This window comes from uncultured Desulfovibrio sp. (genome assembly GCF_910584445.1).
Lineage (GTDB): Bacteria > Desulfobacterota > Desulfovibrionia > Desulfovibrionales > Desulfovibrionaceae > Desulfovibrio.
Map to the genome: position 1 here is coordinate 106,636 of NZ_CAJUBO010000002.1, position 13,921 is coordinate 120,556.

The window sequence follows — 13,921 nt, forward strand, 5'->3', positions numbered from 1 at the left end:
CGCTCCTTGGGAGCGGGGCAAGCCTTGAAATGACTCCGCCGCGCGTTCGGCCGCGCGGTTTCATTCGGGAGTTTCGCGGTCCTTCCCCTCACGCGACAGGGACGCCACCAGCGCAAGCTGTGCCTTGGCGTTGGGGGCCTCACCATCCAGCTTGGCGCGCAGGGCGCACGCCAGCAGACGCCCGAAGTCCGGCCCGGGCGTGAGGCCGAGCCTGCACAGGTCCTCGCCGGTAATGTCCGCCTTTTCCCTGCGCCACTGGGTGATATAGCGGGAAAGGGTCTTCTCCAGGCCGGGATTTTCTTCTGATGCCATGAGATACAGCAGAAATTCCAGGGAAAGCGGCCGCAAAAGGGCGCAGAGCGTGCTCACCCGGGCTGTGCCAGCATCGGCTTCCGCCTGCCAGGCGGCCAGCCTGGGGCGCGCCGCGCGCATGGCTTCGCGCTGGCGCATGATCTCGTTTTTTCTGGCCTGCGGCAGGCCCAGGCGGGAATAATTGCCGGAGGTCTCCGCATAGTTCAAGTGATAATTCAAGCCAAGAAAATAGAACAGCCACGGTTGCGCCGCCTCTTCGAAATACAGCAGCCGATACCAGGCGAGCACTTCCTTGATCCGCCGCAAAAGGGCGCGCTTGGCGGGCGAAAGCGCCAGCTGGGGGGAAAGCGCCTGAAGGATGCCGAGTTCATCCAGCCGGTTGAGGCAGGCATCCGCCTCTTCTTCATCGCACATATGACGAAATTCATTGAAGAGCCGTGTCGACGACAGCTTGTCCAGCAGGTGCAGCGGCAGGATGTTCCTGATGAGTTTTTCCGTGCCAGGCCCGATGCGGAACTGGTAGCGCTGTTCAAAGCGCACGGCGCGCAGGCAGCGCGTGGGGTCCTCCACAAAGCTCAGGGTGTGCAGGACACGGATGAGGCGGTCCTTGATGTCGCGCCGCCCACCGAAAAAATCCACCAGTTGCCCGAATGGGTCGCAATCCAGCCGTATGGCAAGCGAGTTGATGCTGAAGTCTCGCCGGAACAGGTCCATCTTGATGGACGAAAGCTCCACCGTGGGCAGGGCGGCGGGATATTCGTAGTACTCCAGCCGGGCGGTGGCGACATCGATGCGCTTCTCCCTGCCGTCGGCATCCTGAAAAATGACCACGGAGGTGAGGAATTTCTGGTGCTCGCGGACGCGTCCATCCAGTTTTTCGGCAAGGGCGCGGGCCAGGGCGATGCCGTTGCCCTCCACCACGAGGTCGATGTCCTGATTGGGGACGTCGAGCAGAAGATCGCGCACAAAACCGCCCACCGCATATACAGGAAGGCCGAGGCGCTTGCCCGCGGCCCCCGCAAGATTGAGCAGATCACGCGTCTGCCGGGGCAGGCGGTCATGGATAAGCTTGCTCACGTTCCGCTTTTTTCCGGATTCCTGGGGCGAGGGGAGGCGCCCGGCCTCGCTGGCGAAAACGTTGATGAGGTCCGTGCGCGTCACCACGCCGATGACGATCCCCTCATTGACGATGGGCACGAGACGCTGCCGCGCGCCGACGATGATATCCGTCAGTTCCTTGATGCCGGCCTCGGGCGGGAGCATATGGACGCGCCGCTGCATATATTCCCGCACCGGCTCGTCGCCCAGGCCGTGGGCGCGCGCCCGTGAGGCGGTCTGCGCGTCCAGCAGGCCCACGCAGACGCGCGTGCCCTGCTGAAAGACCGGCACGGCCTTGAGGCCGAAATGCAGCATGAGTTCATCCGCCTCCCGAAGGTTGGCATCGGACTCAACGCCCACCGCGGGCGACGACATATACTCGCCCGCGTTTTTTCCCGGATTGGCCTGGTCGTAAAGACGGCGCAGGATCGTCTCGCGCACTTCGGTGATCATCTTGGAGCGGATGGAGGCGGATGCCGCATACACATGGCCGCCGCCCCCCAGTTCCTTGCAGATGTCGCCCACATTGACCGCGTCGCTGCGGCTGCGCGCCACCACCTGTATCCTGTCGCCCATAAGCCCGATGGCGAAAAGGACCGTGAACTTTTCCATCTCCATGAGCCGGTGGGCGAGATACGCGAAATCCCCCAGATAATGCTCCAGCGAAACTTCCGCCAGCACCACGGGAACATTGTTGACCAGATATGTGCGCGCGGATTCTAGCAGGCTGTTGAGGGCATGGATATGCAGGCTCGTAAGCTCATGCGCCGCCATTTCACTGATCTGGTTGACGTCCATCCCCTGGCCGAGGAGCCAGGCGGCGGCATGAAAATCTTCTTCCGTGGTGGAGGAATAGGTGAAGGAGCCTGTGTCGCCATAGATGCCGAGGCCAAGGAGCGTGGCTTCCTCCGGGGTCGGGCGTTCGCCGCGTTCCCGCAGCGCCAGGGCAAGACTGGTGGTCACCGAGCCGCACCGCGAAAGATGGACGATGTCCGCGGCGATGTCATCCGCCGAATCGGGATGATGATCCCACACTTCGATCCGCAGGCCCGGGCGCTCCAGAAGCGGCGCCACATGGGGCACCCGGCTGCGCTGGCGCGTATCCACCAGGACAAGGCGATCATACTCGTCCCAGTGGATGGACTCGCTGTCGATGAGTTCATAGGCGGCAGCGTCCAGCGCCGCCACCACCTTTTGCAGGCCGCGTTCCTGACTGCCGGGAAAGAGCAGGGAACACGGCGCATAGAGGCGCCGGGCGGCAAGCATGGCGGCCAGGGCATCAAAGTCGGCATTGGCATGACAGGTAATCAGGGTGCGCCCGGGAATGTTCATGGAATGGCTCACAACGGGTTAGGGAGCGCTGCGCGGATGGAAGCGGCGGTGGATGCCGCGCAGCCGCTCCGCCTGCACATGGGTGTAGATCTCCGTTGCGCTGATGTCCGCATGACCAAGCAGGGTCTGGACGGCGCGCAGATCGGCTCCGCCCTCCAGCAGGTGGGTGGCGAAGGAATGCCGAAACGTGTGGGGGGAAATGGACCGGCGGATGCCCGCCTCCAGCGCAAGTGCTTTGATGCGTTTCCAGAGGAACTGCCGGCTCAGGGGCTGCCCGGAACGGTTGACGAAAAGATGGTTCCCCGCGGGCTGGAAGAGGGGACGCCAGTTCCGCAGATAGTCACCCAGCAGACGCACGGCGAGATCGTGCAGGGGCACGAGGCGTTCCTTGCCCCCCTTGCCGAAAACCCTGACCAGGCCGCTCTGAAGGTCAAGATCCGCCACCGTGAGGTCGCAGAGTTCCGAAACGCGCAGGCCCGCCGCGTACAGAAGTTCGAGCATGCAGCGTTCGCGCCGGCCATTTCTGGTATCCATGTCCGGCAACGCGAGCAGGCGCTCCATCTCCTCCCGGCTCAACACTTCGGGCAAATGCGGGGGCAGTCGCGGATTCTCCACCAAGGCGGCGGGGTTCGCCGCCAGCACGCCCTCTTCCATTCCGTAGGCAAAAAAGGCGCGCAACGAGGAAAGACGGCGCGCCAGGGTGCGGCCTGTATTGCGACGCCCCCGCATCCATGCCAGATAGAGAAGGAGGTCCCTGCCGGAAGGGAAGCATGCCCCGGCATCGTCACCGGTCTCTTCTGCCGCTTCCGCCGCAAACAGGAAGAAATTCTCCACATCCCGCCCGTAGGCTTCCACCGTGCGCGGGGAGAGTCCCCGTTGCGCCAGCAGGTGGTCAAGCCATTGGGGAAGCAGGGCGGCAAGCCGGGAACAGCGCCCGGCGGAAGAAGGATCGGCAGCCATGGGGCATGCTAGCCCTGATGCCGCCCATGGGCAAGAGGAGCCACCCGCGGCATGTCGCGCGCCCCCCCTTGGCGAACTGGCGGCCGCCGTCTATACTGGGCCGGAGCGGATCCGCCACGGGGAAAAGAACGACATGACAACGCAAACGACTGCCGCGTATGTGAGCCTTGGCTCCAACTGCGCCGCCGCCGCGCGCATGCTGGAGGAAGCGGCGCAACGGCTGGCGGAGCTTCCGGGGGTGGAGGTCACGGCGGCTTCTCCCGTCTATAGCACGGAACCCCAGGAGTACGCCGACCAGCCGTGGTTCCTCAACCAGGTCCTGGCGCTTGAGGTGGCGCCTTGCTGGGACCCGCGTACGCTGGTGGCCGCCCTGCTGGAGCTGGAGGCGGCCATGGGCCGCATCCGGGACCCGGCGCTCCGGTTCGGGCCGCGCGTCATTGATCTGGACCTTCTCCTTTTCGGCTCGGAGCGCTGCGAGGAGGAAGATTGCCGCGTGCCGCACCCGCGTCTTCTGCGGCGCGCCTTCGTTCTGGTGCCGCTGCTCGATCTGGACCCGGACCTGCGCGTCGATGGGGTGGCGCTTGCCGAAGCGCTCCGGCGCCTGCCGTACCGGCTCCGCGGGAACAAAATTTTCCAATGACGCGCAGGCCGGCGTGTGTTAAGGAAACGCTGATTAAAGCGCTTCCTGCGGTCTTGCTCCGCAAGACCGCCCGCAAGTCGTGAATAGGAAAAATTTACTTTTTCCGTTAAATGAACGACTTGGCGTGCCTTTCCCAAAGAGGCTTTTGCCTCTTTGGGCATGGAGCTGATTTATTCGCAGAATAAATCAGCGGTTCCTTAAGGAAACGCTGATTAAAGCGTTTCCCGCGGTCGTGCGGAGCAGGGCCGTCCGCATGTCGTGAAGGGGGAAAATGCACTTTTCCCGTTCAAGGAACTCTGTGTGTCCGCGGCGGCGCCACATGCCGCGGCGCAGGCGCGATCACTGATCCCTCAAGGAGCATGACGATGTGGAAATGGTTGATACTGGCCGCGGCCGCATATGCCCTGTACCGGCTTTTTGCCAATGACCTGCTGAAAAAGAAAAAGGCCGGGGAAGCCGAGGATGCTGCCGACCTTGAACGCAAGGTGGCTGCCGGCGAGATGGTCAGGGACCCGGAATGCGGGACATATGTCGCCGTGGACAGCGCCATTTCGGTGCGCGACGGGGAAACGGTCCACTATTTTTGCAGCTATGAATGCCGCGAAAAGTTCCTGCAGCGTCTGGAAGCCGGCGGCCGGGTCCTCCCCCCGCGCAATGAGGAGTGACGCCCCGCCCCGCTGCCTCCATGGCCGTCGGGGCAGGGGCGTGCCCGGCATGCCGCCGGAGGCGGGCTGTCGTTTTCCCGGGGATGCCTGAAGACCGCGTCGCGCCGCCCGCGTGAGAGGGGGCTGGTCCTGCGCCGGTCAGCGCAATTCCCGCTGCACGACCTCCGCCAGATCATGGGCGTACTGGCGCACCTTGTCGGCGTTTTCGCCCTCCACCATGACCCGGCAGAGGGATTCTGTCCCCGAATAGCGCAGGAGCACGCGCCCCCGACCGTCCAGTTCCGCTTCCAGCTTTGCCACGGCTTCCCCGATGGCGGGGCGCTCCTCAAAGGGCAGGCGCTTTTCCACATGCACATTGACAAGGCATTGCGGAAAGGGCGTGAGCAGCCCGGCAAGTTCTGAAAGGGGCTTTTCCTTTTCCCGCATGATGCGCAGGATCTGGAGCGCGGCCAGCAGGCCGTCGCCCGTGGTGCTGTAGTGGCGGAAGATGAGATGCCCCGACTGTTCGCCGCCAAGCATGGCGCCTTCACGGCGCATGGCCTCCACCACATAGCGGTCGCCCACAGGCGCGCGCAGGAGGGTGCCCCCGTGCTCGCGCATGAAGATCTCCAGGGCGAGGTTGCTCATCACCGTGGCAACCAGAAGATTGTTCGGCAGTTCGCCGCGCGCCATCATGGACTGCGCGCAGAGGGCCATGAGCTGGTCACCGTCAAGGATGTTGCCCTGTTCGTCCACCACGATGAGCCGGTCGGCATCGCCATCGAGGGCCAGCCCCACATCGGCGCGCAGTTCGCGGACCTTGGCGGCCACCACCTCGGGATACAGGGAACCGCAGTGGTCGTTGATATTGGTGCCGTTGGGGGAGGTGCCGATGCGGAAGACCTCCGCCCCCAGTTCCTCAAGCGCGAGCGGAGCGACCTTGTAGCTTGCGCCATTGGCGCAGTCCACCACGATGCGCAGCCCGGCAAGTGTCAGATGGGGAGGGAAGCAGCTCTTGGTATAGACGATATAGCGGCCGCCCGCATCTTCGATCTTGGTGGCGCGCCCGATGCTGCGGGCATCGGGATAGGGCCAGGCCATATCCTGGTCAAGCACCATGGCCGCGATCTCGTTTTCCGTCAGGTCGGGCAGCTTGTAGCCGTCAGCATCGAAAAACTTGATGCCGTTGTCGGAAAACGGGTTGTGCGAAGCGGAAATGACCACGCCAAGGTCGGCGCGCATGTTGCGCGTGAGGAAGGAAATGGCGGGAGTGGGGAGCGGACCCGTCATGATGACGTGCATCCCCGAAGCGCACAGGCCGGCCGTGAGCGCGGACTCGAACATATAGCCGGAAAGACGCGTATCCTTGCCGATGACCACCCGATGCCGGTGCGGCCCGCGCCGAAAGCGCACACCGGCTGCAAGGCCCAGGCGCAGGGCCACATCCACGGTCATGGGCGCGACATTGACCGTGCCGCGCAGACCGTCCGTTCCAAAAAGTCGTTGAGCCATCTGCCGCCTCCGCGCTCCGGATGCTATTTTCTGGTACGCGTCACCGTAACTTCATCGGTGACGGGATTCAAGAGCGTCATTCCCTCGGGCAGACGGAAACGGGGCCTGACCTTTTTGCTCTCGCCCATTTCCATGGCGGACGGAAGGACGCTCACTTCAAGCTGGCGAAGGTAACTGGCGCTCTTGGCAAGCGCCTCGGGCACTTCCACAAGGACCGTGAGATCGGGCGGCGTCACCGAATAGTGATGCTGCGCATCACTTTCCACGGAGATGTGACAACGCCGCGAAACAACGGTGCGCCCGCTTGTGATGGTGTACCGCACGCGCACCGAAGGCGGTGACGCGGTCACAAGGCTCGGCGTATCCAGGATGGTGTTTTGCTGCACCGTCGTGCCGGCTGCCTTGGGATCAAGCATGATGGTCAGCGGCACATTGGAAATGCCGCTGACGACGGATTCCGGACCCCGCAGGATGACCGTCGCCGGGGAGACGCTCACATTCTCCACCGTCAGCGCGCCGCCGCGCAGGGGCGAATCCACGATGGTGCGTACGGGAACGCTGCGCTCCAGCAGCGTATCCGCCTTGACCACGATGCGCGGCGGCTGGATATCCACGACCTCAAAGGCGCGGAACGCGGGGCCAAGCTCGTCGCCCGCAAGCGGGACGATGGTGACGCCCTTCTTGATGTCCGAGAGGTCGACGGCCTCGTTGAGGCGCTGGCGGGGGATGGAACGCAGCAATGTTTCCGGCCCGCGCAGGCGCACCGTGATCTTGCTCACAAGCCCGTCAGTGACCACCAGGTTCGGCGGAATGCCGTAGTAGTCGATATTGACTTCCACCTGTGCCTCAAGACGGTCGCGCACGCTCACCACATACCACATGGCCGAGGCGAGAAGCACCGCGAGAAACATGGAGAGCGCATGCGGAGCGCGACCGAGGCGCCCGTTTTGGGCTGTGGCGTTCCGTTGGTCAGAGAATTTCATTGAGCACCTGCCGCAGGCGTGTGGCGTCCAGCGAACGGACAAGTTCACCCTTCATAGCCACGGAAATTTCCCCGCGCTCCTCGGAGACGGCAATGGCAACGGCATCGCTTTCGTTGGTGATGCCGAGAGCCGCGCGGTGGCGGGTGCCGAAATTCTGCCCCTTGGCGACGGCCAGGGGGAGAATGCAGCCGGCGGCCATGATCCTGCCTTTGCTGATGACGACGGCGCCGTCATGGAGCGGCGCCTTGGGATAAAAAATGTTCATGAGCAACTGGCGGGAAAGCAGGGCATCGAGACGCACGCCTTCGCGCTTGATCATGTCTCCGAGGCGCATGCTGCGCTCAATGACAATGAGCGCGCCGACACGCAGGCGCGCCATCTCCATGCAGGCCTGCACCACTTCATCCACGCCGCTCTGCAGGAGTTCACGCCGGCGGAATATGCGGTGCGCGCCCATTTCGCCCAGGGCCTGGCGGATATCGGACTGGAAGATGACGACGATGAGGATGAAGAGCGAGCCGAAAATATATTGCAGGAGCCACGAAAGCGTATAAAGCCCCAGCGCGCGGGCAACAAAATAGAGCACCGTGAGCAGCCCCAGCCCCGTGAGAACGGCCAGGGCGCGCGACCCCCGCAACAACTGGATGACCTGGTACAGCAGGACGCTGACCAGGGCTATGTCCAGCGCGTCACGCCAGTCGAAAATGAAGTGCTCGAAGACCATGCGGTTTTCCTTTACGCTTCGGCATCAGGCCGCTTTCGGGCAGAGCTGCTCAGGCGCCGGCAAGGGCGGCGGCAAGGCGCAATGCGCCCCTGACGGCGGCCACATCATGGACGCGGTGCCAGCAGACGCCCCGTTCCCACAGAAGCGCCGATGCCGTTTGCGTGGCCGCCCCGCGTTCGCCGACGGGCAGCCCCAGAAGATCCCCGAACAGGGACTTCATGGAAAGCCCCACCAGCAACGGCCGCCCGAACGCCAGAAATTCGTCCGCATGAGCGAGCAACGCCAGGTTGTGCGCCATGGTTTTGCCAAACCCAATGCCCGGGTCAAGCACGATGCGGTCTTCAGGAAGGCCGGCGGCCACAAGACGGTTGAGTTCGCGCTCGAAAAAACGGCGGACCTCGCGGCAGACATCCGCGTACCGTGGCGCCGCCTGCATGTCCGGCGGCCGTCCCTGGCTGTGCATGAGGACGTAGCCGGGCTTGCGGTCCGCCAGCACATCCGTCAGTTCCGGGTCCACACCGCAGGCCGAGACATCATTGATGACAACGGCACCCATGTCGAGCGCCGCGGCGGCAGTGGCCGCATGCACGGTATCCACGGAGACGGGGATGCCCGGCATGCGTTCCCGCACGGCCCGCAACACCGGGGCCAGCCGCGCAAGCTCCTCCCCGGGCGCCAGCGGACGCGCGCCTGGGCGGCTCGACTCCGCCCCGATGTCCAGCATGTCCGCTCCGGCATCATGGAGGGCCTGCGCCTGCCCGAGCGCCGCCTCGCCCGTGGCGTGCCGCCCCCCGTCATAAAAGGAGTCCGGCGTGAGATTGAGGATGCCCATGACGCCAAACGGCGCGGCGAGCCGCACGGCATCGCCGCCCGCCACGGTCCAGGGCGGCATGGTACCGCCGCAGGAGGCGATCGGCGCAGGAAGCACCATGTCCATCAACGGCTCCGGCATGCGTTGCGGGTGCCGCGTTTTCGTGCCCGGATCATTCCCTGGGGCTTCCCTTGCCGTTTTCGTCGTGGTTTGCCGAAACGTCGTCCGGCTTCGCGTCCGCGGATGCCGGCGGCGCTCCCGCGCCGTCCTTCTCCTGGTCTCCCGCGACCGGGGAGGCCTCGTCCGACTCGAGGACAAAGTCCGTGCTGTCCGTGCTGTCCGTGCTTTTGGGCGCGCCGTCCGCAGGCTCGGAATCGGCGCTCACCTCCAAAGGGGGGAGGGGCTTTCCGTCCATGAGCAGGTCCAGGTCGTCGCCGGTGATGGTTTCGCGCTCCAGCAAGGCCCTGGCGATGCGGTGCAGGGTTTCCTCATTGTCTTCAAGCAGCTTGCGGCACCGCGCATGGGCTTCTTCCACGATGCGCTTGACTTCGGCATCCACAAGACGCGCCGTGTCTTCGCTGAAGTTCTTGTTCTGCACCCATTCACGGCCGATGAAGACCTCTTCTCCTGTCTCGCCGATGGAGAGCGTGCCGATGGCCTCGCTCATGCCCCATTCGCAGACCATCTTGCGGGCCATGCGGGTGACGCGTTCGATGTCGTTGGAAGCGCCTGTGGTGATATCATCGAGGATAAGCTCTTCCGCCACGCGCCCACCAAGGAGGACCACGAGATTGTTGCGCAGATAGGTGCGCGAATAGCCGTGCCGGTCTTCTTCCGGCAGTTGCATGGTCACGCCGAGGGCGCGGCCGCGGGGGATGATGGTGACCTTGTGGACCGGGTCGGAACCGGGCAGCAGCCGCGCGGCCAGGGCGTGGCCTCCCTCATGATAGGCGGTGATGCGCTTTTCTTCGTCGGAAAGGATGAGACTGCGGCGTTCGCGTCCCATGAGGACCTTGTCCTTGGCGAACTCGAAGTCGCGCATGTCCAGCCGGCTCTGGTTGAGCTTGGCCGCCTGGAGCGCCGCCTCGTTGACGAGATTCTCCAGATCCGCACCGGAAAAGCCGGGCGTGCCCCGCGCAAGGACCTCCAGATCGACCCCCGGATCGAGCGGCGTGCGTTTGGTATGCACTTCAAGGATGCGTTTGCGACCGCGCAGGTCGGGAGTGGGCACCACCACCTGGCGGTCAAAGCGACCGGGCCGGAGCAGCGCCGGGTCCAGCACGTCCGGACGGTTGGTGGCCGCAATGAGGATGACGCCCTCGTTGCTTTCGAAACCGTCCATCTCCACAAGGAGCTGGTTCAGGGTCTGTTCGCGTTCATCGTGGCCGCCGCCAAGCCCGGCGCCGCGCTGGCGGCCCACGGCGTCGATCTCATCGATGAAGATCAGGCAGGGCGCGTTTTTCTTGCCCTGAACAAAGAGATCGCGCACGCGCGAAGCGCCCACGCCCACGAACATTTCCACAAAGTCGGAGCCGGAGATGGAAAAGAAGGGGACACCGGCCTCGCCGGCCACGGCGCGCGCGAGCAGGGTCTTGCCCGTTCCGGGAGGGCCGACGAGCAGGACGCCCTTGGGGATGCGCCCCCCAAGACGCGTGAATTTTTTGGGATTGGAGAGAAATTCCACCACCTCGGAAAGCTCTTCCTTGGCTTCGTCCACGCCGGCCACGTCGGCGAAGGTCACACGCGCGTTCTCCTGATTGAGAAGGCGCGCGCGGGAGCGTCCGAAGCTCATGGCCTTGCCGCCGCCATTCTGCATCTGGCGCATGAAGAATACCCAGACGCCAATGAGGAGCAGCATGGGGAACCAGGAGACCAGAAGCGTCATGTACCAGGGGGATTCCTCCGGCGGCTCGGCCTTGATCTCCACCTTTTTCTCAATGAGGCGGTTGACCAGCCCCGCATCCTGCGGAGCATAGGTCTGGATGCTCTTGTTGTCCGAGGTCCTGCCGATGAGGGTCTGCCCCTGCATGGTCACGGAGAGCACCTGCCCTTCATCGACCTTGCTGAGAAACTCGGTGAACGAGACCCGCTGCCCCCCCGCCTGGGGCTGCTGGAACATATTGAAGAGCATCACCATCGCCAGGACGATCACCGCCCAGAGCATCAGGTTGCGGCTGAACTGGTTCAATACTGCCTCCGTTGCGATTTGGCCGCGCCGGTCCGGGCGCGCCTTGTCCACGCGGAATACGGCCGCGGCTCCGCGCGTCGCATGCGCGCGCGGCCGCCGGGCGCCCTTCCGGCGCAAGCCCCTTTCCATATAATATTCTTCCCGTCCTTGGCAATGGCTGCGGCGTGGGCGTCTTGACGCACTGTTTCGAATGGCATACCGTTGCCTACTTTCCGCGCGGAAGTTGCGGGACGGCATATGGGGACCGTCGGACGCGGAGAGCAGGGGAGAAGGAAGGGGGCTGTGCGTGGACAATCGGGATCAACGGGAAAAGGGCGCAAGACCGGCTTTCAAGCTGGGCACCAGGTCGCCGCATGCGGCCTATTTCATGCCCATGCTCGAAAGTTTCGCCGGACGCAATGAACTCAATGAAGTCATCAAGAACCGCGTCACCAAGGCCTGCGATCTGCTTGACGCGGGCACGCCGCTCTTCCCCAACGACTTTCGCAAAGAACACAGCATCGCCTGGGTGCTCGAGAAATATGGCCCTATGGAGGGCGAGGCGCTGGACGCGATGGAGGATGTCTTCGCCATCGCCGGGCGCATCGTTTCCCTGCGGTCCTTCGGCAAGGTGGCCTTCTTCCATCTCATGGACCAGAGCGGCAATATCCAGTGTTACGCCTCGCGTGAGCACCTGGACGAAGAAGCGTACAAGATCGTCAAAAAGCTCGATGTTGGTGATATCGTTGGCGTTTCCGGCCATCTTTTCCGCACCAGGACCGGCGAGCTGACCATTGCCTGCCGTTCCCTGCGCCTGCTTTCGCGCTCCATGCGGCCGCTGCCGGAAAAGTACCATGGACTCAAGGACATGGAAACGCGCTACCGGCAACGCTATGTGGACCTCATCGTCACGCCCCGGAGCCGTGAGATTTTTGTCAAACGCAGCCTCATCGTGCGGGAGTTCCGCCGCTTCATGGAAGATCACGGCTTCATGGAGGTGGAGACCCCCATCATGCAGCCCATTGCCGGCGGCGCCACGGCCAAGCCCTTCCGGACGCATCACAATGCCCTTGATCTGGAGCTTTTTCTCCGCATCGCCCCGGAGCTGTATCTCAAACGTCTGCTGGTGGGGGGGTTTGAAAAAGTCTTTGAGCTTAACCGCAATTTCCGCAACGAAGGCATCGATACCCGTCATAATCCTGAGTTCACCATGTGTGAGTTCTACTGGGCCTATGCCACCTTTGAAGACCTCATGGACTTCACGGAGCAGCTTTTTGCCCATATTGCCCTGCAGGTCTGCGGCAGCACCGTGGTTCCCTATCAGGGCGAGCAGATAGACCTCACCCCCGGGCACTGGCACCGCATGAGCTTCTACGATTCGCTGACAAAAATCGGCGGCCACCAGCCGGAATTTTATAATGATTACAACAAGGTAAAGGCGTACATCCGCGAACGTGGCGAAAAAACGCTGGAAAATGAGTGCCTTGAAAAGCTGCAGGCCAAACTTTTTGACCTGGATGTGGAGGGCAAGCTCATCCAGCCGCATTTCATCTATCACTATCCCACGGCCATCTCACCGCTCTCGCGGCGGAATGACAAAAGGCCGGAGATCACGGACCGCTTCGAGCTGTTCATCACCGGGCGGGAGCTTTCCAACGCCTTTTCCGAACTGAATGATCCCGTGGATCAGCGTTTGCGCTTTGAAGAGCAGAAGCGGGAACGGGAGGCGGGCGATGACGAGGCGCACAGCATGGATGAAGACTATCTGCGCGCCCTCGAATACGGCATGCCGCCCGCGGCGGGGCAGGGCGTGGGCATCGACCGTCTCGTCATGCTCCTGACCGACTCCCCCTCCATACGCGAGGTCATCCTTTTCCCGCTTCTTCGTCCGGAATATCAGGCCTCCTGAACTTGCGGACCCGGCTTTCAGCACGAAGGGGCGCGGTGGCACTGACCACCGCGCCCCTTCGTGCTGGACAAATGGCTACTGCGGCAACAGCTTTGCGTACTCCGCGCTCTTGACATGCTGCCGGATGAAGGCCTGGGCTTCCTTGCGGTTGCCCGTGAACGACGTGACCATGAAGACGTCCCCCTCGGTGGCGACCCACGCCTGGCAGGGCATGCCCTGCTGGGTGAACGAGAAGGTGTACTGGCCGTTCTTTTCCACCGGGGGCTTTTCCGCCTTGAACTGTTCGGCGAACATGCCGGCGATGGTCTTGGCGTCGGCCGCGCCGCGCGGCCCCACGACCATGGTAACGACGGCGCTTCCCGCCGTCCGCGCGAAGATGGCGCTGGTCATGCCCTGATTTTCCGTGGGCGGCATGATGGCCTTCCAGTCTTCCGGCACCGAGACCGTGTAGTATTTGCTGCTCAGTTCGGTCGGTCCGGCGGGAGTTGCCGTTTCGGGGGCCTGTGCGGCCTTGTCCCCGGCCTGTGCGGCTGGTGCGGCCGCAGTGTCTGCCGTTTTCTCCGCCGCAAGGGCGGGCGCGCCCAGGCAGAGGACCATAAGCAGCGTGGTTATGTGCTTCAGCATTTTTGCTCCTTGGTGAGTGTTCCGACAGGCAGCATGCAAACATCAGGCCCGAGAGGCCCACTGCCGCGTCGTCTGCAAGAGTAGCCAATGGCGGCGACGATGACAAGATTCGCCGTCTGTCGCTGGCGGCGCATGGGTGCAATCGCGCCGAGCGTGGTCCGTGCGCGCATTGTCCGGCTGGCATGATGCCCGGCAACGCCGGGGC

General features: G+C 63.6%; 11 protein-coding genes. 3 read left to right on the plus strand and 8 right to left on the minus strand.

Features of this window, described 5'->3' with window-relative positions; all coding sequences use genetic code 11:
- Window positions 1-60: 60 nt before the first annotated feature.
- Both QZ294_RS01500 and xerD read right to left on the minus strand, forming a co-directional pair.
- A complete protein-coding gene (locus QZ294_RS01500; protein WP_297045681.1) occupies window positions 61-2,742 on the minus strand; it encodes a CBS domain-containing protein in 2,682 nt (893 codons plus the stop codon).
- A gap of 18 nt (window positions 2,743-2,760) precedes the next feature.
- A complete protein-coding gene (gene xerD / locus QZ294_RS01505) occupies window positions 2,761-3,702 on the minus strand; it encodes a site-specific tyrosine recombinase XerD (RefSeq protein WP_297045684.1) in 942 nt (313 codons plus the stop codon).
- Here xerD and folK point away from each other — a divergent pair.
- Window positions 3,701-4,342, plus strand: coding sequence for a 2-amino-4-hydroxy-6-hydroxymethyldihydropteridine diphosphokinase (gene folK / locus QZ294_RS01510; protein ID WP_297045687.1), 642 nt, complete (start codon window positions 3,701-3,703; stop codon window positions 4,340-4,342). The two genes, xerD and folK, sit on opposite strands and share 2 nt — an antisense overlap.
- A 365-nt stretch (window positions 4,343-4,707) precedes the next feature.
- Complete coding sequence (locus QZ294_RS01515; RefSeq protein WP_297045690.1) at window positions 4,708-5,007, plus strand: transcriptional regulator; 300 nt, start codon at window positions 4,708-4,710, stop codon at window positions 5,005-5,007.
- A 138-nt stretch (window positions 5,008-5,145) separates the two neighbouring features.
- Here QZ294_RS01515 and glmM read toward each other — a convergent pair whose 3' ends face one another.
- The 5 genes from glmM to ftsH form a co-directional block, all read right to left on the minus strand.
- A complete protein-coding gene (glmM, locus tag QZ294_RS01520) occupies window positions 5,146-6,498 on the minus strand; it encodes a phosphoglucosamine mutase (RefSeq protein ID WP_297045692.1) in 1,353 nt (450 codons plus the stop codon).
- Window positions 6,499-6,521: 23 nt separating this feature from the next.
- Window positions 6,522-7,481, minus strand: a complete 960-nt coding sequence (locus QZ294_RS01525) for a CdaR family protein (RefSeq protein WP_297045695.1) — start codon at window positions 7,479-7,481, stop codon at window positions 6,522-6,524.
- Window positions 7,468-8,205: a diadenylate cyclase CdaA gene (gene cdaA, locus QZ294_RS01530; protein ID WP_297045697.1), complete on the minus strand. Its 738-nt coding sequence runs from the start codon at window positions 8,203-8,205 to the stop codon at window positions 7,468-7,470. Before cdaA ends, QZ294_RS01525 begins: the two co-directional genes overlap by 14 nt.
- A 49-nt stretch (window positions 8,206-8,254) precedes the next feature.
- Window positions 8,255-9,097, minus strand: coding sequence for a dihydropteroate synthase (folP, locus tag QZ294_RS01535; RefSeq protein ID WP_297045954.1), 843 nt, complete (start codon window positions 9,095-9,097; stop codon window positions 8,255-8,257).
- A gap of 91 nt (window positions 9,098-9,188) precedes the next feature.
- Window positions 9,189-11,204 (minus strand): ATP-dependent zinc metalloprotease FtsH, encoded by a 2,016-nt coding sequence (gene ftsH / locus QZ294_RS01540; protein ID WP_297045699.1) that lies wholly within the window; start codon window positions 11,202-11,204, stop codon window positions 9,189-9,191.
- Window positions 11,205-11,577: 373 nt separating this feature from the next.
- On the opposite strand from ftsH, the gene lysS reads away from it, so the two are divergent.
- Window positions 11,578-13,092 carry a lysine--tRNA ligase gene (gene lysS / locus QZ294_RS01545; protein WP_297045956.1) on the plus strand — a complete coding sequence of 505 codons (1,515 nt, stop codon included), beginning with the start codon at window positions 11,578-11,580 and terminating at the stop codon, window positions 13,090-13,092.
- Between the two features lie 75 nt (window positions 13,093-13,167).
- Here lysS and QZ294_RS01550 read toward each other — a convergent pair whose 3' ends face one another.
- Window positions 13,168-13,716, minus strand: a complete 549-nt coding sequence (locus QZ294_RS01550; RefSeq protein WP_297045702.1) for a hypothetical protein — start codon at window positions 13,714-13,716, stop codon at window positions 13,168-13,170.
- Window positions 13,717-13,921 lie beyond the last annotated feature (205 nt).

Coding starts and splice junctions, on each gene's coding strand:
- QZ294_RS01500 (WP_297045681.1), bottom strand. CDS start 2,742: ATGAACATTCCCGGGCGCACCCTGATTACCTGTCATGCCAATGCCGAC.
- folK (WP_297045687.1), top strand. CDS start 3,701: ATGGGGCATGCTAGCCCTGATGCCGCCCATGGGCAAGAGGAGCCACCC.
- xerD (WP_297045684.1), bottom strand. CDS start 3,702: ATGGCTGCCGATCCTTCTTCCGCCGGGCGCTGTTCCCGGCTTGCCGCC.
- QZ294_RS01515 (WP_297045690.1), top strand. CDS start 4,708: ATGTGGAAATGGTTGATACTGGCCGCGGCCGCATATGCCCTGTACCGG.
- glmM (WP_297045692.1), bottom strand. CDS start 6,498: ATGGCTCAACGACTTTTTGGAACGGACGGTCTGCGCGGCACGGTCAAT.
- QZ294_RS01525 (WP_297045695.1), bottom strand. CDS start 7,481: ATGAAATTCTCTGACCAACGGAACGCCACAGCCCAAAACGGGCGCCTC.
- cdaA (WP_297045697.1), bottom strand. CDS start 8,205: ATGGTCTTCGAGCACTTCATTTTCGACTGGCGTGACGCGCTGGACATA.
- folP (WP_297045954.1), bottom strand. CDS start 9,097: ATGCCGCCCTGGACCGTGGCGGGCGGCGATGCCGTGCGGCTCGCCGCG.
- lysS (WP_297045956.1), top strand. CDS start 11,578: ATGCTCGAAAGTTTCGCCGGACGCAATGAACTCAATGAAGTCATCAAG.
- QZ294_RS01550 (WP_297045702.1), bottom strand. CDS start 13,716: ATGCTGAAGCACATAACCACGCTGCTTATGGTCCTCTGCCTGGGCGCG.